25 protein-coding genes and 2 tRNA genes are annotated in these 26,355 nt (G+C 41.0%); 11 read left to right on the plus strand and 16 right to left on the minus strand.

What is annotated here, in order from left to right:
* Positions 1-7: 7 nt before the first annotated feature.
* Together MHN81_RS20405 and MHN81_RS20410 are read right to left on the minus strand one after the other, a co-directional pair.
* Positions 8-98, minus strand: a tRNA-Ser gene (locus MHN81_RS20405).
* A gap of 43 nt (positions 99-141) precedes the next feature.
* A tRNA-Ser gene (locus MHN81_RS20410) sits at positions 142-232 on the minus strand.
* 262 nt (positions 233-494) lie between these two features.
* Between MHN81_RS20410 and MHN81_RS20415 the strand changes: the two genes are divergently transcribed.
* Genes MHN81_RS20415 through MHN81_RS20435 form a run of 5 tightly spaced genes read left to right on the plus strand, consistent with a single transcriptional unit; the run spans position 495 to position 2,526 of the window.
* The gene (locus MHN81_RS20415; protein ID WP_023399406.1) at positions 495-1,163 is read left to right on the plus strand and encodes a Bax inhibitor-1/YccA family protein; all 669 of its coding nucleotides are present in this window, start codon (positions 495-497) and stop codon (positions 1,161-1,163) included.
* 54 nt (positions 1,164-1,217) lie between these two features.
* Entirely contained in the window at positions 1,218-1,571 is a 354-nt protein-coding gene (gene tusD / locus MHN81_RS20420; protein ID WP_036976152.1) for a sulfurtransferase complex subunit TusD, read from the plus strand.
* A complete protein-coding gene (tusC, locus tag MHN81_RS20425) occupies positions 1,568-1,927 on the plus strand; it encodes a sulfurtransferase complex subunit TusC (RefSeq protein ID WP_023399405.1) in 360 nt (119 codons plus the stop codon). The genes tusD and tusC overlap by 4 nt, the downstream gene beginning before the upstream one ends.
* Positions 1,924-2,193 (plus strand): DsrH/TusB family sulfur metabolism protein, encoded by a 270-nt coding sequence (locus MHN81_RS20430; protein ID WP_023399404.1) that lies wholly within the window; start codon positions 1,924-1,926, stop codon positions 2,191-2,193. Before tusC ends, MHN81_RS20430 begins: the two co-directional genes overlap by 4 nt.
* Positions 2,194-2,196: 3 nt before the next feature.
* On the plus strand, positions 2,197-2,526 hold the full coding sequence (locus MHN81_RS20435) for a TusE/DsrC/DsvC family sulfur relay protein (RefSeq protein ID WP_023399403.1): 330 nt from the start codon (positions 2,197-2,199) through the stop codon (positions 2,524-2,526).
* A gap of 51 nt (positions 2,527-2,577) precedes the next feature.
* Here MHN81_RS20435 and MHN81_RS20440 read toward each other — a convergent pair whose 3' ends face one another.
* The 7 genes from MHN81_RS20440 to MHN81_RS20470 form a co-directional block, all read right to left on the minus strand.
* On the minus strand, positions 2,578-4,278 hold the full coding sequence (locus tag MHN81_RS20440) for a hypothetical protein (protein WP_239426557.1): 1,701 nt from the start codon (positions 4,276-4,278) through the stop codon (positions 2,578-2,580).
* Between the two features lie 407 nt (positions 4,279-4,685).
* Complete coding sequence (locus MHN81_RS20445; RefSeq protein ID WP_239426558.1) at positions 4,686-5,075, minus strand: hypothetical protein; 390 nt, start codon at positions 5,073-5,075, stop codon at positions 4,686-4,688.
* A 99-nt stretch (positions 5,076-5,174) separates the two neighbouring features.
* On the minus strand, positions 5,175-7,850 hold the full coding sequence (locus tag MHN81_RS20450; protein WP_239426599.1) for an ATP-binding protein: 2,676 nt from the start codon (positions 7,848-7,850) through the stop codon (positions 5,175-5,177).
* 48 nt (positions 7,851-7,898) lie between these two features.
* Positions 7,899-10,136: a TonB-dependent receptor gene (locus tag MHN81_RS20455; protein ID WP_023399399.1), complete on the minus strand. Its 2,238-nt coding sequence runs from the start codon at positions 10,134-10,136 to the stop codon at positions 7,899-7,901.
* A 113-nt stretch (positions 10,137-10,249) separates the two neighbouring features.
* A complete protein-coding gene (locus MHN81_RS20460) occupies positions 10,250-12,496 on the minus strand; it encodes an NAD(P)-binding protein (RefSeq protein ID WP_023399398.1) in 2,247 nt (748 codons plus the stop codon).
* A gap of 19 nt (positions 12,497-12,515) precedes the next feature.
* Positions 12,516-13,475 carry a hypothetical protein gene (locus MHN81_RS20465; protein ID WP_023399397.1) on the minus strand — a complete coding sequence of 320 codons (960 nt, stop codon included), beginning with the start codon at positions 13,473-13,475 and terminating at the stop codon, positions 12,516-12,518.
* 23 nt (positions 13,476-13,498) lie between these two features.
* A complete protein-coding gene (locus MHN81_RS20470; RefSeq protein WP_023399396.1) occupies positions 13,499-14,110 on the minus strand; it encodes a hypothetical protein in 612 nt (203 codons plus the stop codon).
* A 299-nt stretch (positions 14,111-14,409) separates the two neighbouring features.
* Here MHN81_RS20470 and MHN81_RS20475 point away from each other — a divergent pair, with 299 nt between their 5' ends.
* Positions 14,410-15,246, plus strand: coding sequence for a TIGR02285 family protein (locus MHN81_RS20475; RefSeq protein WP_239426559.1), 837 nt, complete (start codon positions 14,410-14,412; stop codon positions 15,244-15,246).
* 38 nt (positions 15,247-15,284) lie between these two features.
* Here MHN81_RS20475 and ttcA read toward each other — a convergent pair whose 3' ends face one another.
* From ttcA to seqA, 7 genes are all read right to left on the minus strand, one after another.
* Positions 15,285-16,178, minus strand: coding sequence for a tRNA 2-thiocytidine(32) synthetase TtcA (gene ttcA, locus MHN81_RS20480; protein ID WP_023399394.1), 894 nt, complete (start codon positions 16,176-16,178; stop codon positions 15,285-15,287).
* Positions 16,179-16,382: 204 nt separating this feature from the next.
* Positions 16,383-17,942: a dihydrolipoyllysine-residue acetyltransferase gene (locus MHN81_RS20485; protein ID WP_239426560.1), complete on the minus strand. Its 1,560-nt coding sequence runs from the start codon at positions 17,940-17,942 to the stop codon at positions 16,383-16,385.
* Between the two features lie 9 nt (positions 17,943-17,951).
* Positions 17,952-18,929: a transketolase C-terminal domain-containing protein gene (locus tag MHN81_RS20490; RefSeq protein ID WP_023399392.1), complete on the minus strand. Its 978-nt coding sequence runs from the start codon at positions 18,927-18,929 to the stop codon at positions 17,952-17,954.
* Positions 18,929-20,146, minus strand: a complete 1,218-nt coding sequence (locus MHN81_RS20495) for a thiamine pyrophosphate-dependent dehydrogenase E1 component subunit alpha (protein WP_023399391.1) — start codon at positions 20,144-20,146, stop codon at positions 18,929-18,931. The genes MHN81_RS20490 and MHN81_RS20495 overlap by 1 nt, the downstream gene beginning before the upstream one ends.
* Positions 20,147-20,391: 245 nt before the next feature.
* Positions 20,392-21,423 carry a succinylglutamate desuccinylase gene (gene astE, locus MHN81_RS20500; protein ID WP_239426561.1) on the minus strand — a complete coding sequence of 344 codons (1,032 nt, stop codon included), beginning with the start codon at positions 21,421-21,423 and terminating at the stop codon, positions 20,392-20,394.
* Positions 21,424-21,491: 68 nt separating this feature from the next.
* A complete protein-coding gene (gene pgm, locus MHN81_RS20505) occupies positions 21,492-23,129 on the minus strand; it encodes a phosphoglucomutase (alpha-D-glucose-1,6-bisphosphate-dependent) (protein ID WP_239426562.1) in 1,638 nt (545 codons plus the stop codon).
* A 9-nt stretch (positions 23,130-23,138) separates the two neighbouring features.
* Positions 23,139-23,687, minus strand: coding sequence for a replication initiation negative regulator SeqA (gene seqA, locus MHN81_RS20510; RefSeq protein ID WP_239426563.1), 549 nt, complete (start codon positions 23,685-23,687; stop codon positions 23,139-23,141).
* 125 nt (positions 23,688-23,812) lie between these two features.
* On the opposite strand from seqA, the gene MHN81_RS20515 reads away from it, so the two are divergent.
* The 5 genes from MHN81_RS20515 (at position 23,813) to fur (ending at position 26,278) form a co-directional block, all read left to right on the plus strand.
* A complete protein-coding gene (locus MHN81_RS20515; protein ID WP_239426564.1) occupies positions 23,813-24,586 on the plus strand; it encodes an alpha/beta fold hydrolase in 774 nt (257 codons plus the stop codon).
* 88 nt (positions 24,587-24,674) lie between these two features.
* The gene (locus MHN81_RS20520; protein ID WP_023399386.1) at positions 24,675-24,896 is read left to right on the plus strand and encodes a DUF2788 domain-containing protein; all 222 of its coding nucleotides are present in this window, start codon (positions 24,675-24,677) and stop codon (positions 24,894-24,896) included.
* Entirely contained in the window at positions 24,896-25,174 is a 279-nt protein-coding gene (gene ybfE / locus MHN81_RS20525; protein ID WP_023399385.1) for a LexA regulated protein, read from the plus strand. The genes MHN81_RS20520 and ybfE overlap by 1 nt, the downstream gene beginning before the upstream one ends.
* Positions 25,175-25,187: 13 nt before the next feature.
* Positions 25,188-25,715, plus strand: a complete 528-nt coding sequence (fldA, locus tag MHN81_RS20530; RefSeq protein ID WP_023399384.1) for a flavodoxin FldA — start codon at positions 25,188-25,190, stop codon at positions 25,713-25,715.
* A 116-nt stretch (positions 25,716-25,831) separates the two neighbouring features.
* The gene (fur, locus tag MHN81_RS20535; RefSeq protein ID WP_023399383.1) at positions 25,832-26,278 is read left to right on the plus strand and encodes a ferric iron uptake transcriptional regulator; all 447 of its coding nucleotides are present in this window, start codon (positions 25,832-25,834) and stop codon (positions 26,276-26,278) included.
* Positions 26,279-26,355: the final 77 nt, after the last annotated feature.

Here is a 26,355-nt window from a genome sequence, read left to right on the forward strand (position 1 = left end):
ATTGTAGTGGCGGAGAGATAGGGATTTGAACCCTAGATACGCTATTAACGTATGCCGGTTTTCAAGACCGGTGCTTTCAACCACTCAGCCATCTCTCCGAAACTTGTAAAATTATGTCTGAGACACAATTTATAAATTTAGTGGCGGAGAGATAGGGATTTGAACCCTAGATACGCTATTAACGTATGCCGGTTTTCAAGACCGGTGCTTTCAACCACTCAGCCATCTCTCCGCAGCGGGGCGAATAATAGGGAAACACTTTTAGAATGTGAAGCTTTTTTTTTGCTTTTTTGATTGTTTGGCTAATTTTCGGCTCGTTTGTAGACAAATCCATCTGTTCTGGTGACTTTTTTATCAATCTCTTGTTATCCCTGAACTATTTGTCTCAAAATATGGTCTACTATTCGAGAAAGGTTTGCTCAAGCATGTAACTCTTGGTAATCTTTGATAAGTTTAATTATCGGAACATCGTGTTTCTTTTAAGGAGCTATAATATGGCGTTCAATCATTCGTACACTACTGAAAAAGCAGTATTGTCAACGACTGAAACTAATAAAGTGCTTAAAAACACTTATTTTCTGTTAGCAATGACTTTGGCCTTTAGTGCCATTACTGCTGCAATATCAATGACAATGGCACTGCCACGTTTCACAGGCATGATCTGTTCACTCGTGGCTATGGGTCTGATTTTTGTAATTCACAAAAAAGCACACTCTCCATCTGCAATTGGTTTAGTATTTCTTTTCACCGGTATCCTTGGTTTTGGCTTAGGTCCGATGCTTAACGCTTATTTAAGTTTACCAAATGGTGGACTGTTGATCGCACAAGCTCTAGGTTCTACGGCTTTGATCTTCTTCGGTCTTTCAGCATACGCATTGACTACTAAGAAAGACTTTTCTTTCATGGGTGGTTTCTTGACTATCGGTATTTTAGTTACGGTAGGTGTTTCTATCGTAAATATCTTTATCGGTAGCCCAATGTTGTTCATTGCAATTAATGCGGTATTTGTACTGCTTATGTCTGCAATGATCTTGTTCGAAACAAGTAAAATCGTTACTGGTGGCGAAACAAACTATGTAATTGCAACGGTTGGATTATATGTTGCTATATATAACTTGTTCACGTCATTGCTTATGCTTCTTGGCATGTCAAATGATGACTAATCTCGTCATTCTGATAAAATAAGCCCCACTTGGGGCTTTTTTTATGGGTTTTCTTTGAGCCAATTTATTATTTCAGTACATTGTGGTCCTGAAGATCATGACTCTTTACAATGTATAGAGCGCTTCGTCAGCGCCGCACTCCAACAAAAGCACACAATCAAGTGCGTTTTTTTATACCAAGAGGCTGTACTACACGCCAGCCAGCACTTTCATTTATCCAGCGATGAGCTGCAAGTCAGCAATGTTTGGCAAAACATTCACAATCTAGGTATTCCACTTAAGTTATGTGTCACCGCAGCTGAAAAACGCGGTATCAACACCGCTGATACTGGGATATTTACAGTTGCCGGTCTCGCTGAGTTCGCAATGGAAACGTGTCAAAGTGATAAATGGGTACAATTCAAATGACCAAAAAAGTATTAGTGATTTGTGACGCTTCCCCTTTTGATAGCCAAAGAATACGAGACAGTCTAGATATGGCCTTAATTTTTGCAGCTGTCGATCAGGAAGTAAGCTGGCTGTTCAAGGGCCCCTCCGTTCTGGCGCTTAAAAAAGGCCAGCAGCCAAGTAAACTAGGCATAAAAGACTTTTTGAAACAGCTAAAAACATTAGAAATTTACGATGTTGACCGAATTTTTGTTTGCGAGTCTGCCCTGGCACAATTTGCATTGACTCCCGACCAAATGAGCATAGATATTGAGGCCTTAAACATTGATCAGCAAAAAGTGTTGATTAGCACACAAGAGCATGTGATTAAGTTATGAGTTCTACATTACACATTTTTTCAAAGCCCAAAAGCTATTACACTGCTTTTGATATAAACCTTGTTAGCGAACATGACAAAGTTTTACTGCAACAAGACGCGTGTTATGACCAATCTCAGTTTGCTTTAAACTGCCCTGTTCAAATCTATATGCTGGAAACATGTGCGATAGCTCGCGCAGTGACGCCAATAGACTCGATACAGCAAGTCGATGACCTGAGCTGGGTTGATCTTATTGCCAAATGTGACAAATCAATAACGTGGTAAATTATGCTAGAAGTAGATAACAAAATAATTGAAACCGACAAAGAGGGCTATCTTTTAGATCATTCAGACTGGGATGAGAGCCTCGCACCAATCATAGCGTCTCAAGAAAATATTACTTTGACAGACGCACATTGGGAAGTCATCAAGTTTGTGCGCAACTTTTATGAAGAGTACGGTACGAGTCCCGCAATCCGTATGCTAGTAAAAGCAATTGCGAAAAAGCTTGGTGAAGACAAAGGTAAAAGCATTTATTTATATAAACTTTTCCCTAAAGGCCCAGCAAAACAAGCAACTAAAATTGCCGGTCTGCCAAAACCAGCAAAGTGCATATGAAAAAGAGAAGGTGTTACCTTCTCTTCAACTTATTGTTCTAACAACTTGATATCATTCATCAACGGGCCAAGTAAACGGCACGTCAGGAATAGAAAGGCCTCTTGCCAATACTGATTCTGCAACACTAAGCGTTGGATCTGTTGGAGCCCATAAATCTGAATTAAACGCCGATGATGCATCTTCTGAGGCAATATCACCTAATACCCCGCTTGCATCTATATCAAATACGAAAGATCCTGAGCCATCATAACCACATGAGTTGGTTGGCGCATATTCAATATTTGCTCTATGGTCTGTACCTAAATATACATTCGTTGAAGAGTCAAACTCGAAGAATTGCCTTTGCGTAAATTCCTGCAAACTGTGGCTATTACCTGGACCGGCCCAATTACAAATAAATCCCTGTACCAAACCACTGGTTTCGTCAATATCAGTTCCATAGCCAAAGTGCGCCTCGCCATTTTCCAATGTCTCATCATTAAATCCAATGTTTAATATACGACTATGAGAATCATTGACACCAGCCTGCCACACGTAAGCATAATCACCAGCTAAACTAGTTAAGTTGAAATTTGCACCAAAGATTGCGAAGTTTTCACTCCAACCGTCGCTATTGTCAGTACTATGATATTTATTTTTTACATCCACTTGTTGGTCACTATTGAATGCATCTGCAACAGAGTGCCCACAGTTAACAGCTGACCTTGATTGCAATGACATTTGTTCGTTATTACGCTCATAGGCAAGCGATCCCACCAATGTACGCTCATTTTGACTGCAATTGCCACCCGGGAATTCAATTCCAGCTACGCCAACTTCGCCTTCAACTGAAAAGTTTAATAACCCTGTATAGTTTGTCGCGCTGCTCCCTGGTGTATGCATCATCGACATCATTATCTCATAGTCCGAGCCTGAGACTGTATAAGTCAAACCAATACTATATTGCCAAACCCCTGACGCAAGCTCTATATTCGCAGAACTGAAGGTGATATCAGCCAGCCCTTTCGAGTTCATTTGTGTGGTTAAGTCAACTGAGCTTCCTTCGGACGGTAACCCTGCCCCATCATCTATCGCAGCGGACACCATACTCGCCAATGTCATTAGCGCCATACGAGAGCGCTCTCTAACCGCGCGAAGTTGCGAATTTGTTTGCGCGACAGCACAAGCATTACCATTTTTTGCACTTGCGAGCCAAAGGCCAAGATCACCTGTTGGCAAAGTTCCTGAGCTAGTGCTTGGATCAGCAGCATCAGGGTGGCCCTGATAAGCAACTTGAGGGCCAAAGCAGTCAGCATTTACACTGTTTCTATAAAAAGAGCCAATTCTAAATACATCTCTCAGTGGCGTTTCTCCACTTAATAACGCGTCAATTCTTCTAGTTGCCCAGAAATAAGTTGGCGATGCCGGCCCTCTTGCTTCATGTGCTCGATAAACGTACTGCCGATCTTGCTCATCACTGCTATCTGAAAAAGGAGAGGCCACCGCCAGTGACTTGGGAAAATAAAGCCCTCTTTCACCCACTTCATTAGTGCTACTGTCATTTGTTGTGCCATCCTGTGTCGATGAATCATTATTCACGTCACTATTTTGATTGCCACTACTTTGACCCGAGTTGCTACTCTGATCACTCGAAGTTTGTTCACTCGCAGAGTCCTGCTGTGATTCGCTATTTACTTGAATTGGACTATCGCTCTCTGACGAAGAGCAACCAACAACCAAAGATGCCATAATTACGGGAATATAAGCTTTCATATTTGCATACCTTCTTTGTCTAACCCTGTACAAATAACTTATGCTAAAAAGTGCAGCGAAACAAAACTGACAGCATTAACACCTGTCATCAATTGTTCATAAAACACCCACCTTATGATGAGTTTTCGGCCACCTCAATGAGAATAATTATTCATTAAAATTGAGTATTAATTTCAACCATTAGATAACTTAAAGAATTATAAACACTTTCTCTAATGTAGAAATGTTAGCCTAAAACAACAGGCTTTATACAATTTCTTACATCAAATAGTGAACTTTCTCAGCGATTAGGTGCATCAAAAGCGGTAAAACGGGTTGTTAAGCCTAATTGGACGGGTCCGAGAGGCTTAACCTGTGAGCTTTGAGAGGTGTTGGGGATTCGAAACCTGATGCAGTAACTCGCTTACTTACTCAACCCGTTTCCAGATCTCGTATTCAATAAACTTACCATCTTCAACCAATTTGTGGTGCCATAAATTGTCTTTAACTTCGTACGTAAACGACATTGTGCGGCCAATCAAGCTATCAACATTTCCTAATGTTACTGTTTCAATGAACTTATTTCCTTTCACTTGATAAGTGCCTCCACTTGCATAGTGAAACTTATTGCCGCTGCTTGTTATATAACTGAAGTGAGACTCATTGATTATCTTAGTAGAGGTTACTTGAGGTGCGGAAGCCTTAACCCTGCCCGATTCAGTGGCATATTCGCCACTGACGAACTCCCAAGTTCCAACTAATGGGTTTGCAATTGTAATAGGACTTACAAGCAAACACATCAACACTAAATACTTCATAATTATCACCTTAATTCTTTGTAACTATTTTTAAGGCAATTATAAAATTAGGGTACTGCGATGAACAAATGCTTATTTTTCAAGTTGCCGTCGCTTCGATCATACAGCCTGCCCACAATCAGATTCATCAATAACTTTATTTATTAGGTCAAATAAACGTGCAAGCACTTTTTCAACATCTTGCCAGTTCTCTTGTTTCAGTAATAAATCAATTTGTGACACAGTTTGATATATTTCGTGACAATCAAACATCGCTGACGTGCCTTTCAAAGCATGAATGGAGCGTGCAAGGCCTTCATAGTCCTTATATTTTAGTTGATTCTGTAATTGCACGAGTTGCTCGTGCAACCCGTCAATATACTGCATTTTAAGCTGCTTAAATTCTTCATCAGGTAGACTAAGCTCATCATCAACAATAATGTTGAGATAGTGAGAAATCTTCTTCGCAAATTGCGCCCTGTCTATGGGCTTTGCTAAGTGATCTGTGAAACCTAATTTTATATACCGCTCGACTTCATGGCTCATTGTGTTTGCAGTAAGTGCAATGACAGGAGCAGTACAGCCTGTTGCTTGTATAAAGTTGAATGCTTGTTCGCCATCCATAACTGGCATTTGAATATCCATCAGGATTAAATCAAATTCATTGTCCAAAACAGCTTGGACCGCTAACTGGCCATTTTCTACTGCAGTAACATTCAGGCCCATTCTTTCTAATATACGAGTAATAAGGCGGCAGTTATCGCTGTGATCTTCTGCCAGCAACACCTCTCCTTTTAAATCTTCGGAATCTAATTCATGATTGGACTGCACATAAACATCACCTTGATGGTGAATATCTTCAAATGAAGTTACCCATTTAGTGCGTTCCGTAGTAAACAAGCTCAGCGACAAAGTAAATGACGTGCCTGAGCCAACCTCACTTTCAACTTCAATATCACCGTCAAGCTTTTGTGCCAAACTCTTAGAGATATTTAGTCCAAGTCCAGTCCCTCCATATTTTCGAGTAGTGGAGGAATCAGCTTGATAAAACGCGCTAAACAATTCTTTTTGCTCTTCTGACGTCATACCAATCCCTGTGTCTTTCACACTGATGAAAAGCCTTTCATCTTTACAGCTAACTTCAATTGAAATTTTTCCTACCGACGTAAACTTCAATGCATTTGAGGTTAAATTTAGTAATATTTGCCTTAACCTGGTCGGATCAATCACAACAAAATCGGGCAAAGGAAATTGATAATTGAGCTCAAACTCGAGTCCTTTATCACGTATTTGTTTACCGAGCAAAGACTCAACATGAGCAATCGATTGGAACAAGTTCGCTTCAATAAGCTCTACTTCAAGGCGATTAGCCTCAATCTTAGACATATCTAAAATGTCGTTTATCAACCCTAATACATGTCGTGAGTTTTGCAATATAACTGTGATGGCATGATTTCTCTCGTGCGGTTTAATATCGCCCAATATGATGCCATCGGCATAACCTATAATAGAGGTCATTGGTGTTCTAATTTCATGGCTCATATTTGCCAAGAATCGACTTTTAGCTTCGCTTGCATCGCGCAGTTCCGAAGCAAGCTGTTCCAATTCATAAGTCCGTTTAAGTACTTTCGCTTCTAGGTTTTTATTCAGCTCAATATTCTCTTCACTGGTCAAACGAACTTTATCCGCTACGGCAAATGCTAAAAACATCGCATCCAACGCGACACCAATTAGTCCGAGCAAATACAAATTAACAGCAATTGGCGGTAACAAACCTAGGTTGGTAAAGTTGCCAATCATATTTGGCACCGCCATACATACGTAGGCTAGTATGAAATATCTGGCAGGTTTAAACCCTTCTGATATACGTAAAATCCCGATATAAACGCCAAGGCACAATGCAACACCGGTGGACATAGTTGCCCATAAAAAGCCAAAACCAGGAAACAGAATACTAAATGGTGTCCCTATAGCAGCGATAACGCCAACCCAAATTGACGCAGAAGAAAGGTTTGGGTGTTTCTCCTTCAGTTTCAATAGGCAATTATAAAACAGCGCATTGCTAATTGGTGATAATGTAAAGCCAAGCCAATGTAAGTGAGCCGAATAAAAACCAAATAGTTGGTCCGAAATATGAAAGAAATGACTCCATGCAAACACCATGGTCGCCGCAAAAATCGCATAATATAGGTGAGTTAAATCTTTTGAGCCAATGTAGATGAGTAAATTGTATAAACCCAGCACGATACCAACGCTAAAGCATATCATCATGATTAAATTATCAATCACAACTTGCTCTTTAAAGTCTTTTACAGGCACCAACTCTAGCTTAATCGGAGTATAGAAATAGTCGCTTTCGAACAAGGTGACGATGTAATAGTCTTGATTTGGCAGCAGCTCAATAGTATTTCCATAATGAAACGCAAATTCATTTTGTACCATGCCACCGGAGTAATAACGTTTCACATCGTTTTTAGAATAGATCCTAGTTTCTATATTAGATAATACAGTGTTATACGGATATAGTACGAGCTGCTCGTAATTGGAAATATTCTTTATTTTGGTGACAAGCCAATAGCGACCTGAAAATAGCGCGCGATCTTGTTGCGCTTCAAGCCCACTTGCCCAGCTTGTTACGCTTTCAAATGACTCGGGGAAACGAGTGTCATCTTTTGCGGCAAGGACCAAGCCCCTGTCATGCAAATTAACCCCCGTCTCTATGCCATCGTAAACATACTGCTGAGCACTCAAAGAGCACGATATCAACAAAACTATAAAACTAAGTATTAATCTAATTCGATACATTATCGGCCTGACAACCCATTAAGATGAGCTAATAATACTCTAAAAGTTATATGTAACATCGATACCAACTCTTTGCCCCTCTCCTTTAAAGTCTTCCAACATTCCCAAAAATGAACTCAAATCAAACTTTAAGTGACTATATTCTTTATCAAACAAGTTCTTGCCCCAAAGGCCAACCTGCCAGCTTTCATATTGATATGTAATATTCGCTCGCCACAACGCGTAACTTGGCTGCATTGCATAAGGATTTTGGTTTTGGTCAAAGTAATACTCAGATTGATAGTCTACACCAATCACTGTATTTAACTCTCCGCTATTTATAGGATATGAATACGCCAGTTCAGCACCAATATTCCACTCAGAGGTAAAGGGTAGACGGTTATCCGTCAACTTATTACCTAACGGATCTATGAATTCTTCAAAGTTTGCTTCGGGAATATAGCCAATTGCCAAACGTGTTGTTAAATTGTCTACAAAGACATATTCAAGTTCTAACTCAGCGCCATAAATCGTTGACTCACCCACATTTTCTAGCAACTGTAGAGGCGGTGCATTTGGCGTAGAAGACGCTTGGTTCATAAATACTTGCTGGTCTTTGTAGTCATAATAAAACATCGCACCAGAGAGGAAGAATAGCCCGTCTCCATTTAATTTGAAGCCAACTTCATGCGCAAGAGTCTCTTCAGGGCCATAATCAGCCAGCCTTGCTTGTTCTGCAGACGAGAGCAAACCTCCATTATACCCCCCGCTTTTAGTGCCATTGGCAAGAGAGTAATATATTAGCAAGTTGTCTTTGGGTGTGTAATTCCATGCAAGCTTTCCTGAAATCCCATCGTCTTTAACTTCACCTTTGACTGTATAAAAAGGAATAATCGTGCCATCCAATTCACCTGGGGTGGTAATAAAGTTTAATCGAGAAACAGAATCATACTCCACAGATTCATCAGAATATCGAGCACCTATAGTGAACATGTGTTTCTTATCGAGTCGCCATTCGTACTGAGAAAATAGCGCAAGCGACTTAGATATTATTTCATTGTCATAGAAAAATGTCGTCGTTAAGGCCGGTGCTAAAACCCCCCTCAAGTCTCGTAAAATATCATTGTGATTATTTTGATAGATCCGCTCTTCAAGTTGGAATACCCCCAACGTCCAGTGGTTTTGACCTAGTTGACTTTGATACCTTAGTTCATTCGTAACAAGTTCACTTTTCAGCCCGAGCTCCCCTTCACATAAGCGAGCTGGGCTACCATCGCAATTAAAAGCGTGATCTCTATCTAGTCGATTAAAGCCATTTAAATAGGTCAAGTAGGCATCTTGTTGAACCTCCCATTGAAGCTCAAGCCCCCACCCTTTATATATACTTAAGTGCGGAGAATTATTGTTTACACTGACAGCCCAAAAATCTTCGCTACCATCATTAAAACCAAAACTGTCAACACATCCTGCACTCCCCGCTTCTCTTGGTGAACATTTTATCGGATTTGCAGGGTTAGGATCTTTGTATATACCGATATTGCCAACGGGCTGCACTATACCGTCCCAATGTCCGAAATAGCCTTTAATGTATGCGCTCCAGTTGTCCCATTCACCAAGGTAACTGACTCTGAGATCGCTTTGCGTTAAACCCGCTTCTGGGGAAGACTCCAAAAGGTTGTAACTTGTGTACTCGTAATCTGTGTGATTAAAAGCAAATCGGACAGCACTTTCGTCATTAATAGTCGCATTATAGGCACCTTGGGCCCTGCGCCAATCATCTGTTCCAACTCCAACTTTCACATAGCCATAATTACCATCGTCGGGGCGTTTCGACCTCACTAATAGCGCCCCTCCTGTACTATTCCTGCCAAATAAAGTGCCTTGTGGCCCCTTAAGCACCTCTACTTGTTCAATATCAAACAAGTTTGCAATTTGATTGTTGGCAGAACCCACAGATAAGCCGTCGACATACATAGCGACTGGCGAGGTATTTGCCGTGTTGTAGTCCAGCAGGCCAATGCCACGAATATTTATTGCTGGCGGCGTACCTTCAGCTGCATTTTGGCTGATCTTCAAGTTTGCCACATAATGACCAAGCTCTGTGGCATCTTTGATCCCTTGCTGTGTGATGCGCTCAGCGCTGATAGTGGAGATCGAGACGCTCACATCCTCGATATTTTGTTTACGTTTTTGGGCATATACCTCAATGACTTCCATCGAGTCATCGGTTGCATGTGTTGTATATGAACTTAAAAGTACCGGCATTAAAGATATAGATATGACAGAGAGTTTAAACATGTCCGTTCTCGTTAGTTTTTGCAGTATTCACCTTGCACTACTCAGTATAGCCCAAATGAAAAGACCTCCAATAAAATTGCAGGTCTTTTCTGTTACTTACCTCATATTATCTCTTAAGTACCATCTGGCTCAAAGCCATTTTCTCCACTGATTTCGTTTGGAAGCCCACAAATTGCTCTAGAGGTTTGCATACCGGCCATCACCGCAGCTTCAACACACCCTGCGTTGACACCCGTTTTGATCCAATCCCCTGTTATGAAAAGGTTTTTAAATATTGTGCCGTCGGTAGCTAAGCGAAAGTCACTGCTGCCAGTAACAGACAATACGTAGCGTTCACTTGGATCGACATTGACACGCCAATATTGTGAATCAAACCTTTGCTCCGTTGGCGCACTTTCAGGGTCATAAACAACATCCCAGATGAATTGATCAGCAGCTGTATAAGCTGAGGGCCACAAAGGTTTCATTTCTTTATTAAGCTTTTCAATAGCATTCGCTTTCACCTTAGCGGTTTGCTCTATTGGGAATGTGTGCTCACTTTCAGGAGGGTAATAATCACATGTAAATGCACTACAAAAATATGCTATGTTGCACGGGCCATCCGCAGGCCAATCTTCAACGGGCAATAAGTTTGACATAGCAGCCCACGTATCAAATGGTTGTGAAAAAGCACTGAGTATTGGTCGCTCTTCACTTGGCGGAGTATAGTTAAACCCAAGTTGCTCGTCAGTTTTATTTAACCACACTTGAAACGCTTGCGTTGCAACTGTTTTGACCTTTGTGCTTTGTTGTTCAAACCCATAATCAAGCGACAATAACTCAGGGCACAGGTGTTCTAATGAACCAACAGAAATACCAAATACAACTTTGTCGAAGTCACGCATACGTTTTAGCGTTTTTCTTGGCAAGGGTCTTTGATAGTGCCGCTCATATACACTTGGCCAGTCACTCCAAAATGACTCCAAGTTGATGTTATTTGCGCGAATGAGATCTGCTTGTTCATCGACAATTTGATCAAGGTTAGGTTTTGCCGGCCAGCATGGTAGGCCTTTAACATCTACAAAGGGTTGATACGCGCCATTTTTAAGCTCTACTTGCTCAATGATCGAAATTTCATCGACAACATAGTTCCCGTTCTCATCCTGTCCAGGCTTGAGATGTTCGACCTGATTAAAGAACTCGAATTTTACCCCCCGCTCGCTCAGCAACTCATAAATTGGCGAGAAAATGATGTCTCCCATGCCAGCTTGCATTTTCCACATTACACCGCCTTTATAGCAAAGCATAATTCGCAGCATTGCCAAAGATGCGACACCAGCCTCAACATCACCTCGCTCAAAGTCACCATCCACATAGCCAAATACAAGGTCATAAAAACCTCTAACTGGAGCAGATTCAACCGCGTACTCTTTGTCAGCGCCATTTCGCGCCAACCAATACTTAAAATCGTATTGATTGAGCACACCGAAGCCATTGGCATGAACTCTATCTCTGATCATCCCTACAGTCATAGCGATTGCCAAATCGGCACATATATACGCGCGTCGAACATTGGGGTTATCATCAATTAACTCGAGCGCCTCTGATCTCAGCCAGCGTTTTAACTTTCTGACAATATACCAAGTGACTAATCGATCTTTGGAATTTGATAATTTTTTGTCTTTTGCTCTGAGGCTCATTAAATCATGCAACTGAGATATAAGCAGTTTTGGTGTAGACAAAATGTCCTGAGCCTCGTCAACGGCACTGTCAAAAAATGATTTTACCTTGTCTTCCACACTGTCAAAAGCATCGGAAATTTCACCTGCCAAATGCTGTAATAGACTTCGGTCACGCTTTTTTCGCGTTTGCAGTTGAGTTTGCCGATTAGACGCCTCAATGGCCTCTTCCAGTTCATCAATCCATTTATGCAACCAGGCAACAACCAGCTCGATCAGTTGCCAAAAATGTAGATCGAGTGTGCCATCGGCAGGATTGCCGTCAATGAGTGGAAAGTCAACTGGCCACGTTTCCCATTGATTATCAATATACTCTTGTAATACAACAAAGCTATGGGGCTTAAGTGCTTGCTGCCATGTATGGATAGGCACGGTCGATGGTCGGTTCAGTTCATTATAAACCGTCTCTATCGCACGAAACGAGTTTACATAAGCCCCAAACCAAACATGCAAACCATGCTCCTCGATTCGCTCACCTAACTGTGCGTTTCTGCCACTTGCGCCTTTACCGCCTAAACGCCACCCCAATTGATAAACAGTGATGTCGTAAAGGTCTTGCCAATTTTCTTTTTCAGTTAGATAGACAGCGGCCGTCATTGCAGACACACCGCCGCCCAAAATAGCAATATGTTCTTTAGTCATGTTGTTCCCTTACTTTGTATTATAGATCTGCGGTGACGATCTCTTTTGCACCGTCTTGATCAAAGTCCATGCATAAAAAGTAAGGAAGCTTTGCAAATTGCTCACCCACTTTTATGCCGAACATTTCTTGTAAGGGAAAAGCATCCACTTGGTTAAAAGTAACCTTATATTCATCTTTCAAAAAGCCCAACTTGTGGACTTTTTTCACTGTGGATGGAGAGTGAACAACCGCACTATAAACACTGTTTTCAGCATAACCATCTGGAAACTGTTTAAATAATATTTGTGCGAGTTGTGGATTGGTAAAACCTGTGAACAGTTGTTTGAAAAAGTCGATGCTAACGCCCAAGTCATGCACACTACTGTGGATCAAATCAGCCACTTCTTTGCCAATCTCTATGGCTTCTTCAAACCATGTATCATCATCAGCAACACGATTGATCGACAACAGTTCATACCAAGCCATTTTTTTGTTTGGCTCAAAAGGCTGAAATGTCTCTAAGCTCAATGAAAAATGATCGGCCCTATCTTGGCTACTTGGCATTTGGTACTTACATAAATACTTGTTGTACCCCCAAGTTTCGCGGCCATTGACCAATGCATTGATATTATTCACTGTAATAAATGCGGGATACCAATACAGATGGGTCATTTTATTTTGTTGTTTATTGATCTGAGCAATAGGCAACCAAACGATAATATCTGTCTCTTGCATATAGCCATAATCACTAAACGGCGGTACTTTTGAGGCAATATTTTCAATATCTGTAAATGTTAAGAGGCAGTACGACGACAATGCCCTAAACGCGATGGTTTCACTTGGAACACTATTGAGCGTGGAGTCAACGTAACTTTGAATAGTTTCCAGCTCCCCTTTAACAAAAAAGCCATACATCATTGCATTTAGCATTCTGCATGGCGGTTTAGCAATTGGGTTACCGGGGAAGTGTCTATAAGGAATACGGGGCTGATCTGACATACATAACTCCTTTTCATTAAGTTTTACATAGTCAATTCTAGTCCACTTTTTATCCTTCGGTTGGCTAATTTCAACTTAATTGCTTCTTCAATACTGTACTGACACAATGCCGTAAAATGCTGTAAAGCAGACGCATTAAATTGAGCAGACAATGAATTCATAAAGCCATGTTCATACCGTGTTCGATAGCATTGTATACCGGGCATAGTTGAGAGGTGGTGGATCACAGGTTTAATATCAAAATGCTTTTCTTGGTAAGGGAAATAGATATCAACATCACATCTAGGGTGAAGCTGCAAATAGTTTCTAATTTGACCTGGATAAAATGCGATAAGTTTTGTGGTACTTTTAATTGGCATTGCCGAAAGAGCACGCCAGCTAGCTACAGCACCTGCTGAAAAGCCAATAATCAGATCAGGTTGCTTGTCTGAGATAGCCTCAACCACTTTTTGAAAATATTTATCATGACCTACAGAGCCAATAAATTGCTTATAGGCACTTTCTTCGTCTCTATTCAAATGCCCTTGTCTAAAAGGGTATGGAGAACATATTGAGGTATTTCCATCTAGCTCATTGACGAAGTTCTCTAAACATTTCGTTTGTCCAAATATGTCACTGACGATAAGCGTATTCATAGTTTTCTCTTATTATTGAAATTAACTTAACTCGCCAACCTTGTATTTTACCTTAAGTATGATTTGTAGAACACTCTTTAATACTCAACAACAAGACCAATCCTTGAATTAACTCATTGGCCACCGCTTTAACTTGCTTTAAGGCTGGTGTACGAATTTAAATGTAGCAAATACATATAATTTGTAAAACAAATTACAATTAATATACATAACGAAAAATTATTTAATTTGTTCTGAATTGGCAATTCAAGGGGGTTTGTTGCTAAGCTTTATTAGTAACAACAACATGAGGGCTTGATGTGCGCAAAGCTTTGCTACTATTAATAATGTTGACATGTGCAGCTGAAAGTAAAAGCATTGACTGGATAATCACAGACTTCCCGCCCTATTATATGATCAGTGATGCCAATGAAGGTACGGGCCGAGACGAGTTGATCATTGACTTACTTCATCAATATTTACCAGCATACAGTGACAACAAAGTGTATTTTCCGGCAAGTCGTGCGATAAGAGCACTCAGTGACAAGCGACACACATTTTGTATGCTCTCTTTACATAAAACGCCGCAACGTCAAAAGTTCATTCAATTTAGTAATCATTACACCACGGTAGGGCTCTCCCCCACTATTGTCATGGCCAAAAAAACACTAGAGGCATTGGGCTATCAGGATCTTGAGCAAATCAAACTCAAAAATTTTATAGAACAACACAAGCTAGTGCTTGGCGTGATGATGCAACGCTCATACGGTAAACAATTAGATACTATCATTGGCTCAATGCCTAAAGGGCAAGTTGTTGTTCGGCCTGGTCAGGATGCACTGGAAAGTTTGACACACATGTTAAGCAAAGGTCGCGTAGATGCCGTCATTGGCTATCCAAGTGAACACTTTTACTTACACCAATTAACTGGTCAAAAAGAAATGGTTCAGCTATTAATTGAAGATGTGCAACCCATTGCATATGGGTATGTTGGGTGCACTAACAATGAGGATGGTAAGCAAATAATTAATGAAATTGATCAGGTTTTAAACGACGTAGCTAAAAGTCAGGCATTTAAAGAGATCATGCTAAAGTGGCTGCCAAGTTACCTCAATATCAAGCTCAGCACGCTGATGAAAACCTCTAAAGCAGAATAACCCAGATACTAAATCTCTCAGTATCTGGGACGCATCGATTAAATATTTGTCACATCGATAAACAGCGACTCATCAATGTTAGTAGATGACACCGTCGCCTCACTGAATTGATATTCGTCGCGATCAGCTTCTCTATCAATGGGTAAGTTTTCGAAGTCAAACAAGTTGGTATCTGCGAGTTGGCTTGGACTTACGTTTTGAAGAGACTTGAAAATACTGTCAACGCGTCCAGGTGTCTTTTTGTCCCACTCGATAAGCATCGCCTTGATATTCTGCCTCTGTAAGTTTTCCTGAGAGCCACATAGATTACATGGAATAATAGGGAAGTTTTTATGTTCCGCATACTTGATCAGATCTTTTTCTCGGCAATAGGTTAAAGGCCTGATAACGACGTTTCTACCATCGTCCGATCTTAATTTTGGCGGCATTGCTTTTAATCGAGAGCCATGAAACATGTTTAAAAACATCGTTTCAACAATATCATCCATGTGGTGACCCAGCGCCAATTTAGTCGCGCCGATCTTTTCAGCAAATGAATATAAGGTGCCACGGCGTAAGCGAGAACACAGACCGCAAGTTGTCTTTCCTTCAGGCACCTTCTCGCGCACGACTGAGTAGGTATCTTTATCAACGATATAATAAGGAATACCCAAGGTTTCGAAGTACTCAGGCAAAATATGCTCGGGAAAGCCCGGTTGTTTTTGATCCAAATTTACGGCGATGACTTCAAATTTAATGGGCGCAGCTTTTTGCAAATTCAGTAAGATATCTAGCATGGCAAAAGAGTCTTTACCGCCACTAATACAAGCCATTACAACATCACCCTCTTCGATCATGTTGTAATCTTTAATTGCGTTACCTACATTTCTGCGCAGTTTCTTCTGCAACTTATTAAACTCTAGGATTTCTTTTCTATCGTCTGTTTGATTCATTACGACTTCTCAAGCCCAAAACGGATGGCTTTTAATTGCTACGGGTAAAAATTTTAAGGTGTGAATTATACGGGCTTTTACATGAGGTTGGAACATATCAATTTAGATAAACAAATTACATTTCGAAAAAGTGCTCTTCTGGCATAAAAAAGCCTCAAAAATCAGCGTTTTTGAGGCTTGTAAAGGACCTTTACAATAATGAATCTAGCGCATAGCCATCATCATTTTTGCTGGCTCTTCCAAGTATGACTTCCACAAATTATTGAAACGAGCAATGGTTCCACCATCAATAACTCGATGGTCGCCAGACCAACTAACTTGCATAATAGAGCGTGATACTACGTTACCGTTTGCATCAAACCTTGGCAAATGTTGCAGCTTACCGAGCGCTACAATTGCCACTTCAGGTTTGTTAATGATCGGTGTAGCAGTCGTGCCACCAATTGCACCAATGTTAGATATCGATATCGTGCCACCTTTTAAGTCATCTGGTGATACACGCCCTTCTCTGGCCGCATCAGTAAGCTTTGTCACCGCCTCAGCAACATCGACAATCGACTTGTTTTGGCACCCTTTGATATTTGGTACCAACAAACCTAACTTACTGTCGACTGCCATACCAATATTATGGTCATCAAAATAGGTGATTTCCGTGCAGTCATCATTCACTTGAGAGTTCAAGATTGGGAACTCTTTAATTGCCAATGATAGCGCTTTGATAAAGAATGGCATCATTGTCAACTTAATGCCTTGCTTCGCATACTGCTCTTTCAAAGACAATCTCAGTGCGATTAGATCTGTTAAATCAATTTCATCACTGTAGGTAAAATGCGGAATTGTAGAAACAGATGCTACCATTTGCTTGGCCATCGCAGCTTTCATGCCGCGAATAGGCTCAACGCGTGTGCCACCAACACTTGGCGTCGCTACTGGCGCAACTGGACTTTGAGGCTCAGTTGTCGCTACAGCTGGCGCAGCACCTTGTTTGAGGAATTTTTCTAGGTCTTCTTTATAGACACGACCATTTTTGCCACTGCCTGGGACCAATCGAATATCAATATCCATTTCGCGAGCACGGCGTCTAACTGCTGGAGAAGCGACCGCTTTACCATTGACGACAGGTGCCTGGGCTGCTGGTGTTTCGACAGCTTGTGGTTTATGTATAGCAAGCTCAGCTTCAACTGATTTCGCAGGTGTTGATGTAGCACCAACAGAGTCCGCCAAACGAACTTGGAATAATGGGCTGTGTACTTGAGCAATATCGCCCTTTTGGTAGTAAAGCTTTTCAACAATGCCATCATACTTAGCAGGTATTTGGACAAGCGCTTTGTCAGTCATCACATCGCAAACTGCTTGATCTTCTTTGATTGACTCACCTTCGCTTACTAACCACTCAACGATTTCACACTCAACTATCCCTTCACCAATATCTGGCAAGATAAAGTCTTCAAGGTGTTCACCCTGTGTGCTTACTGCCTGTTCACTCTCTTCAACAGCATTGTTCGCAGCCTCTTGTGGTGCCTCACCTGCTACGTTCATTGCAAATAGCGGCTCATGTACTTTTGCGATGTCGCCTTTTTCATAATGCAGTTGTGTGATCACACCGTCATGGACCGCAGGAATTTGTACTAAGGCTTTGTCAGTCATAACATCACAGATTGGCTGATCTTCTTTAACTGTTTCGCCGACTGCCACTAACCATTCGACAACTTCACATTCAACAATGCCTTCGCCGATATCTGGTAAAATAAACTCTTTAGACATGACTTATCCTTAAAATTCCACTGACTTTTTAATTGCTTCAAACACTTTTAGTGCATCTGGCACATACTCTTTTTCAAGTGCTAAAGGATATGGCGTATCTAAACCACAAACACGCTCAATGGGTGATTCTAAGTGTAAGAAACACTCTTTTTGAATAGTCGCCGCGATTTCTGCACCGAAGCCGTTCGTGATTGGTGCTTCATGACTGATAACCAATCGACCGGTCTTCGTCACCGATTCAATTAACGTCTCAGCATCCCAAGGTAAAATTGAGCGAAGATCGATAATTTCACAGCTGATCCCGGCTTCCTCTGCTTTAATAGCTGCCTGCTCAATGATTTCCATTTGTGCACCCCAAGCGAGCACTGTAATGTCAGAGCCCTCTTTAACCACTTCAGCCTTGCCGATTTCAATGCTGTAATCTTCTTCTGGTACTTCACCAACAGATGCGCGGTACAAACGCTTCGGTTCAAAAAAGATCACCGGGTTGTCATCTTTGATACAAGCTCTCAATAAACCTTTAGCTTGATACGGGTTACGCGGTACAACTAATTTCAAGCCTGGTGTGTGCGCAAAATATGCTTCAGGTGATTGTGAATGATACAAACCACCGGCAATGCCACCACCATAAGGGGTGCGAATTGTTAAATTGCCTACGTCGAACTCATTACCTGAACGGTAGCGGAATTTTGCCGATTCATTGACGATCTGGTCAAATGCCGGAAAAATATAGTCTGCAAATTGAATTTCAGCTAATGCTGGAGCGCCGAAAGCAGCAAGACCATTGGCAAACCCTAAAATACCTTGTTCAGTCAATGGCGTGTTAAACACACGGTGCTTGCCATATTTTTCTTGCAATCCAGACGTTGCACGGAAAACACCACCAAAATAACCAACATCTTCCCCAAAAATACACGCTTGAGGGTGTTCTGCCATACTAATATCTAGCGCCGAGTTAATGGCGTGTAACATATTCATTTTAGCCATTATTTAATTCTCCCTGCTGTCACTGGATAGGCATCTGGATATTGCTTGATATGCTCTTTGAGTTCTTCGTATTGTTTTTGTAGTGCTGGAATTGGCGTGTCGTAAACATCCGAAACAAGCTCTTCAAGTGCTGGCTTTTGTACTTTTTCTGCTACTTTCAGTGCGGCTAGGATCTCTTCACGAATTTTATCTTTAATCGCTTCGTCTTCATTCTCATCTAACCAGCCTTGTTTCAACAACCAAGATTTAAATCTGGCCACAGGGCAGCTGTTCTTGAATTCAGCTTCTTCATCTTTTGTGCGGTAACCTGAAGGATCATCAGATGTTGAGTGTGCGCCTAAACGGTAAGCAATTGACTCAATTAATACAGGTTCACCTGTAGAAACTGCAATTTCACGGGCTTTTTTAGTTGCTTCGTAAACAGCCAGTGTATCGGCACCATCTACACGAATTGTTTTGATCCCGTAACCTACACCACGAGCGGCAATACCATCCCCCTTAAACTGCTCGTCCGCAGGAGTCGAGATTGCGTAGCCATTGTTGCGCGCAAAGAATATCACCGGCGCTTTGTGAACCGCAGCCATATTCAAACCCGCGTGAAAATCACCTTCAGAAGCAGCACCTTCGCCAAAATAACAAATCGTTACGTTGTCGATTTCTGAGCTAAGCTCACCTGATTCCTTATCAATATGCTTTAGCTTTTGACCATAAGCATATCCAGTTGCCTGAGGGATCTGCGTACCTAGAGGTGATGAGATAGTCAGGTAATTCAGTTCATTCGAGCCATAATGCACAGGCATTTGACGGCCCTTACCCAAATCCTTTTCGTTTGAGAAAAGCTGGTTCATAAACTGTTCTAGTGTAAAACCTCTGTAGTGGAGGGCTGCTTGCTCACGGTACTGAGCCATGATCATATCATCTTGTTTTAACGCAGCAGCACTGGCTGTAATTGCCGCCTCTTCGCCTAAACACTGCATGTAAAAGCTTATCCGACCTTGGCGCTGAGCAGCCTGCATACGTTCATCCAACAAACGGATAAATCTCATCGTGCTATATATTTTAAGTGCAGTCTCTTTATCTAATTCAGGCTTAGTTGCGCCATCTAAGATATCTCCCTGCTCACTTAAAATTTTCAATGTTGGGATGTTAAGCGCATGACCATCGATAAACTCGAGTGCATGGCTTATATTTAACGATATGTTATTGGGGTTAGTCATAACCTACCTTCTCTTGTTGTCATCGCCAATTTGCAATACTTGCAGCCAATAGCATTGACATAAAGCCCGCGGATTGATTTTTGAATAATTAGTGCGGTAAATGCAAATTACTTAAATTAAAGCTTTTGCCACTTTACGTTAACGTAAACGGTTATTCAACTAATCCTAGATGAATAACCGATAATTTGCATTTTTATTCTGGAAAGATTTCGATACGGTTACAAAAAAACTTTTATTTCAGAGGGTTAAACAAAGTTTTCGTTCACTTCCATAGGGATTACGGTTAATAATGCACGTTGACCTAGTGCTACTTTAGCATTCGGGAAGATAATTGCTTCGCCTTCTACTTCTGCAAATATCTCTGTATTTCCATCAGTTGCAAGTAGTTCACCCTTTGCAAATCCAGTGAAGTTGACCGCAGAATCAGGGAAAGGAAATGAAAAATCTTCACATGTCCGATTAATAGTTCGATGAACAGTAAACAGCTCAAAATCTTTTGCATCAAAATCTTTATATTTAACTTCTTTTTGGCTAATTAATGCACTAAGAGTTTGCTTTGTTGCTTCAAAACTCGCCATATTATTTTGGCCAAACGGTTTCACTTGCCCAAGTTCAACAGTGAATGCGTCAGCTTCGAATTGCTTTGACGAAAAGTAGCTGAATGTTGTGGCAGCCGAACTCATCATTAGCACAGTATTGACTCCGCAAGACAACAAGAACTGCAACTGTGACTTTTTCCAAGGCTTGCCATGCAAGAAAGGATAGACCGCAAACTTTTCGTTTTTTGAGCCTCGGATCGCCGTATGCAAATCGTAATGGGCACGATATCGGCCAGTTTCAACACTGGTGAAAAATTCGCGCACATATTTTTCTAGATTCGCGGCGCGGAGTTGCTCGGGGTTATCACTCTTGTTTTCATGCGCACCATTAAACAAGCGGTTTAAATTTTCATCGACAAAACGCTTGCCAATATTAATTGACTTTGGGTTGCCATAAATAAATAGAACTCGCTGCTTTAATTCAAGTTCACCGAGGATAATTTGCTTGATCAACTCGTCGCAAATTTCGATTGGTGCTGTTTCATTTCCATGGACCGCACTTGAAAACACAAAGTCTTTTTGTGTTTCACATTGAGGCGTAAATTGGATAACACCGGTGTCTAATACTTTAACCTCAGTACCGTTTTCCAATGTAAATTGGCTCGGCGCTAATTCAAACTCATTTTCACGAGTTATGGTTAAAAAGTCCCCTGTTGCTTTTAATGTATCAAGGTACATACTGTCACCTTATGAGAGAAGTGAAAAAAGAAAAAGGCCATCTAAAATGGCCTTTAATAATTGGATTATTAGCTAATCACGCTATCTACTAGCGCTTTCGCAGCACTTTCAAGTTCAGCTAAATGCGTTTCACCTTTGAATGACTCAAGGTAAATTTTATAAATGTCTTCAGTACCAGACGGTCTGGCTGCAAACCAACCTGACTCTGTAACTACTTTTAACCCACCTATCGCTGCGCCGTTACCTGGCGCATGGGTAAGAATGTCTGTGATTTTGTCACCAGCTAGTGTATCAGCTTTGACATCATCTACACTGAGCGCTTTTAATCTGGCTTTTTGCCCGTCGTTTGCTGGCGCATCGATTCGTTTGTAGCTTGGTGCACCAAATGCTTGCTCTAATTCTTTATATCGTTCAGAAGGAGTTTTGCCTGTAACCGCTAAAATTTCAGCAGCTAAAAGCCCCAAAATAAAGCCGTCTTTGTCGGTATTCCAAACATCACCATTCTTTCGTAAAAATGAAGCTCCAGCACTTTCTTCACCGCCAAACGCTAGCCACTTTTCACTGAGCCCTTCAACAAACCACTTAAAACCAACTGGTACTTCGTAAACTTCATTGCCGTGGCTTTGCACAACTTTGTCAATCATGCCGCTGGATACCAAAGTTTTGCCCACTTTAATATTGTCTGCCCAATCACGGTTTTGCAGCAAATAATCAATTGCAACAGCTAAAAAATGATTGGGGTTCATCAAACCATCTTTAGTGACAATACCGTGGCGGTCATAGTCTGGGTCATTACCAATGCCAATATCATAGTCATCTTTAAGTGCAATTAGGTTGGCCATTGCGAAAGGAGAAGAGCAATCCATTCTTATTTTGCCATCTTTGTCTAACGGCATAAACGCAAACCTAGGGTCAACCTCATCATTCACAATCGTCATATTTAAGCCATATCGCTTAGCGATAACCGGCCAAAAATTAATCCCAGAACCACCGAGTGGGTCAATGCCAATATTGACGTTTGCTTTTGAAATGGCCTCAAAATCTATGACATTCGCTAAGTCTTCAACGTAAGGCGTGATCAAATCTTCATATTTGATAAAACCAGAACGCTTTGCTTTTGCATAAGGAAATAACTGCACCTCGACTAAATCTTCACGCAGCAATTGGTTTGCACGTTGCTCAATCCAGTTCGTGACATCGGTATCTGCTGGTCCGCCATTTGGCGGGTTATACTTAAAGCCGCCGTCCTCGGGTGGATTATGCGAAGGTGTTACTACGATGCCATCCGCCAATTCATGGGGATGGGTGCGATTGTGGCAAACTATAGCGTGGCTCACTACGGGCGTTGGCGTGAAATCGTCATTTTCTTGGGTAATAACCTGTACTTCATTTGCAACTAATACTTCAATCGCTGAGTTGAAAGCTGCCTCAGAAAGTGCATGTGTATCTTTACCTAGATAAAGCGGACCGAATATGTTATTGGCCTTTCTATAATCACAAATAGCTTGAGTAATCGCTAAAATATGTGACTCATTAAATTTCACGTTGTACGAACACCCGCGGTGACCTGACGTGCCAAATGCAACACATTGTTCCGGGTTAGATTCAAGATCTGGCTCATTTAAATAATAAGCTGAAACCAGCTTTGGTATGTTAGCGAGCTGTGACTTAGGAGCTTTTTTGCCTGCGTTTGGATGGTTTGCCATCACATTTCCTTATAGGTAGTCTCGAACGGTTTCTGCTTGCTGCTGAGTGTAGCCTAAAATTAGCGCAACCTCGTGCAGCATCATTTTCTTACGCGTGGTGTTTGAATTGGTCATGACCCAATATTCACTTTCAGTGATATTTTTTGGATTCATACTGCTCCCGCTTTCAAGCAACGCTTCTTTACTTGTTGCGAAGTAAATTCTGTCTCGCCCTTTGATTTCAAGAACCTTATTAAACTGGGCCTTATGAGTACGATGAAATGCAGCCAAAATAAATAAAAAGCGCCCTACTACACCTTTTTGCATAGCGAGTTCTTCTTTATTTAGAATGTTAAATACGTTTGCAGACTCTCGTACTGGTTCTATTTTCTCTTCTACCTTGTTCTCAATTTGAACAGGTTCTGCTTCTTTTACTTCGGTTTGAATGGTTCCCGAATTGCCTTGAGTTGGCTCTAATTCTAATAAACGACGCAGGATCTGTGAGGCGCTCTCACCAATACTCTGCGTATTGCTTGCAATGTATTGATATAGCTCGTCATCTATTTCTATTGTTTTCATGCTTGTCCTGTCATTTTATACATCTACCGCATCTGGGGGGATTATATCTAAATTTTTCTTCTTCCTCTACGGCTTTGATTTTTGAATTAAGACTGGCAAAATAGCCGCGCAAACTTGGAGGTAGTATGTTACTTAATTTTAAACAAAGTGGATTAGACCAAAATAACGCCAAAACTGTGATCTTGATCCATGGCTTATTTGGCTCTCTTGAAAACCTAAACGTGATTGCTAGAGCATTGGAGTCAAGTTTCAATGTCATTAACGTAGATCTGCGTAATCACGGTCGGTCGTTCAAAAGTGATGACATGAATTATCAAGTTATGGCTGAGGACATACTCTCTCTGATACACCACTTTGGGTTGGATAAGGTGACTCTTGTAGGTCACTCAATGGGTGGCAAAGTAGCGATGCAAGTGGCTATGCTTGACGAGCAAAAAGTAGAAAAGCTGGTCGTTTTGGATATTGCGCCGGTAAAATACCACTCAAGACATGACACTATCATTCATGCTCTTAACCAAGTCAGTCAGCAAACGCCGACGAGTCGAAGCGCAGCAGACAAAGTGATGTCTGAGTATATTGAAGAGCTTGGTGTAAGACAATTTTTGTTGAAAAGCTTAACCAAAAACGAGCAAGGTACGCTTGAATGGCGATTTAACTTACCGATAATAGAAGAAAATTATTCCCATATTATCGAGAACATAGATACACCTCGTACCTGTTTGTGTGATACGCTGTTTATCAAAGGAAACAACTCCGACTATATTTTGCCAGAACATAAAGATGCAATTGTCAGTGCTTTTGCAAAAGCACGAGCAAAAATCATCCAAGGAGCTGGTCATTGGCTGCATGCTGAAAAGCCCGAGGCTGTCAATCGTTCTATTATTGATTTTATTCAATAATTGTCGGATTTTTTTATACGGCGAAACTTAATTTATTGTCGTTAGATATGCTATAGTAGCCGCCGTTTAAGGTTTTAGTAGTGCAAAGATGATCAGTCAATACATAAATGAGTTTGAAACTCTTGGTTTTTACTTTGCTCTCGCATGTATATTCTTTCTTATTGGAATGGCCATTCAGGACGTTTTAAAGAAAGGTGACGTGCCTAAATTTGGTCGATACATCGTTTGGCTGGTGTTGTTTTTAGGTTGTTCAGGTTTCATAGCCAAAGGAGTTATCCAAGTGTTTTGGCAAGGTGCGGGTGTTGGTTAATGGCCAAGTCTGAATTAGATAGAACAACTATCGACTTATTTGAGAATGAAAAACGCCCAGGTCGGCCAAAAACAAATCCCTTACCCAGGGAAATGCAGCTCAAGATCAATAAGCGTAATCAAATTAAAAGAGATAGAGCAAGAGGGTTAAAGCGCGTAGAGTTCAAAGTTTCTTCAGAACTTTACCAAGCGCTGAGTGATATGGCTGAAGAACAAAATATCAGTCGTAGCGCACTCATAGAAACCATCTTGCAAGAGAAATTAGCGATTAATAGATAAAGGTAAGTAATTAATGGCAAGCGTAGGTATTTTTTTCGGCAGTGATACGGGTAACACCGAACACGTTGCTAAACTGATCCAAAAAGAACTTGGTAAAAAATTAATTGATGTAAAAGATATTGCTAAAAGCAGCAAAGCAGACATCGAAGAGTTTGACCTAATTTTATTTGGTATCCCTACTTGGTACTACGGTGAAGCACAGTGTGATTGGGATGATTTCTTCCCTGAGTTAGAAGAAATTGATTTCGAAGGTAAGCTAGTTGCAATTTTCGGTTGTGGTGACCAAGAAGATTACGCTGAGTACTTCTTAGATGCGATGGGTATGGTTAATGACATCGTGACAGAACGTGGTGCTATCGTGGTTGGCCACTGGTCAACTGAAGGCTACGAATTCGAAGCTTCTAAGGCCCTTGTTGATGACAACCACTTTGTTGGTTTAGGTATTGATGAAGACCGTCAACCAGAGCTCACTGAAAAGCGTATTAAAGATTGGTGCGCGCAAGTGCATGATGAAATGTGTTTAAGCGAGTTAGAAGATTAATTCTTCAAATTAGTCAAACAAGCTTTGACTTGTTGCCCGTGCACGTTATTCTTAAGAAAATGGTCGTGCTTATTCTTAAGAATTGAAGTAAAAGATAATAGATTGAGACAGATTAAATGACTGATCACAACTTAGAGCTTAAAAAGGCGGGCTTAAAAGTCACCTTACCACGTATAAAAATTCTCGAGATCTTGCAATCTCCTGAAAACCAACATATCAGTGCAGAAGATGTTTATAAAATTTTGCTAGATAAAGGCGAAGAAATTGGTTTAGCAACAGTATACCGTGTATTAAACCAATTTGATGATGCTGGTATTGTGACACGCCACCACTTTGAAGGCGGCAAGTCAGTTTTTGAATTATCAGGTAGCACACACCATGACCACTTAGTTTGTTTGAAGTGTGGAAAGGTTATCGAATTTGAAGATGATGTGATCGAAACTCGTCAGCTTGAAATTGCAAAAAGCAATGGTATCAAGCTAACTAACCACTCACTATACCTTTACGGTGAGTGTGAAGATGCAGAAGCTTGTAAAAAGTTTTCAGAATCTGACGACTCTTGATGACAATATACACTGTATAATTTTGATTAAGCCAGCACATTGCTGGCTTTTTTTTGCTTTAAGAATACTTACTTTAG

Origin of the sequence: Pseudoalteromonas sp. Of7M-16 (assembly GCF_022347805.1) — a bacterium.
Classification (GTDB): domain Bacteria; phylum Pseudomonadota; class Gammaproteobacteria; order Enterobacterales; family Alteromonadaceae; genus Pseudoalteromonas; species Pseudoalteromonas luteoviolacea_F.

Bases quoted from the DNA above. Each gene is read 5' to 3' on its own strand.
- MHN81_RS20460 (WP_023399398.1), bottom strand. From the start codon at position 12,496: ATGACTAAAGAACATATTGCTATTTTGGGCGGCGGTGTGTCTGCAATG.
- MHN81_RS20430 (WP_023399404.1), top strand. From the start codon at position 1,924: ATGAGTTCTACATTACACATTTTTTCAAAGCCCAAAAGCTATTACACT.
- fur (WP_023399383.1), top strand. From the start codon at position 25,832: ATGACTGATCACAACTTAGAGCTTAAAAAGGCGGGCTTAAAAGTCACC.
- ybfE (WP_023399385.1), top strand. From the start codon at position 24,896: ATGGCCAAGTCTGAATTAGATAGAACAACTATCGACTTATTTGAGAAT.
- MHN81_RS20435 (WP_023399403.1), top strand. From the start codon at position 2,197: ATGCTAGAAGTAGATAACAAAATAATTGAAACCGACAAAGAGGGCTAT.
- MHN81_RS20440 (WP_239426557.1), bottom strand. From the start codon at position 4,278: ATGAAAGCTTATATTCCCGTAATTATGGCATCTTTGGTTGTTGGTTGC.
- MHN81_RS20470 (WP_023399396.1), bottom strand. From the start codon at position 14,110: ATGAATACGCTTATCGTCAGTGACATATTTGGACAAACGAAATGTTTA.
- MHN81_RS20455 (WP_023399399.1), bottom strand. From the start codon at position 10,136: ATGTTTAAACTCTCTGTCATATCTATATCTTTAATGCCGGTACTTTTA.
- MHN81_RS20515 (WP_239426564.1), top strand. From the start codon at position 23,813: ATGTTACTTAATTTTAAACAAAGTGGATTAGACCAAAATAACGCCAAA.
- MHN81_RS20490 (WP_023399392.1), bottom strand. From the start codon at position 18,929: ATGGCTAAAATGAATATGTTACACGCCATTAACTCGGCGCTAGATATT.
- MHN81_RS20445 (WP_239426558.1), bottom strand. From the start codon at position 5,075: ATGAAGTATTTAGTGTTGATGTGTTTGCTTGTAAGTCCTATTACAATT.
- astE (WP_239426561.1), bottom strand. From the start codon at position 21,423: ATGTACCTTGATACATTAAAAGCAACAGGGGACTTTTTAACCATAACT.
- tusC (WP_023399405.1), top strand. From the start codon at position 1,568: ATGACCAAAAAAGTATTAGTGATTTGTGACGCTTCCCCTTTTGATAGC.
- MHN81_RS20520 (WP_023399386.1), top strand. From the start codon at position 24,675: ATGATCAGTCAATACATAAATGAGTTTGAAACTCTTGGTTTTTACTTT.
- MHN81_RS20415 (WP_023399406.1), top strand. From the start codon at position 495: ATGGCGTTCAATCATTCGTACACTACTGAAAAAGCAGTATTGTCAACG.
- MHN81_RS20495 (WP_023399391.1), bottom strand. From the start codon at position 20,146: ATGACTAACCCCAATAACATATCGTTAAATATAAGCCATGCACTCGAG.
- seqA (WP_239426563.1), bottom strand. From the start codon at position 23,687: ATGAAAACAATAGAAATAGATGACGAGCTATATCAATACATTGCAAGC.
- pgm (WP_239426562.1), bottom strand. From the start codon at position 23,129: ATGGCAAACCATCCAAACGCAGGCAAAAAAGCTCCTAAGTCACAGCTC.
- fldA (WP_023399384.1), top strand. From the start codon at position 25,188: ATGGCAAGCGTAGGTATTTTTTTCGGCAGTGATACGGGTAACACCGAA.
- MHN81_RS20465 (WP_023399397.1), bottom strand. From the start codon at position 13,475: ATGTCAGATCAGCCCCGTATTCCTTATAGACACTTCCCCGGTAACCCA.
- ttcA (WP_023399394.1), bottom strand. From the start codon at position 16,178: ATGAATCAAACAGACGATAGAAAAGAAATCCTAGAGTTTAATAAGTTG.
- MHN81_RS20485 (WP_239426560.1), bottom strand. From the start codon at position 17,942: ATGTCTAAAGAGTTTATTTTACCAGATATCGGCGAAGGCATTGTTGAA.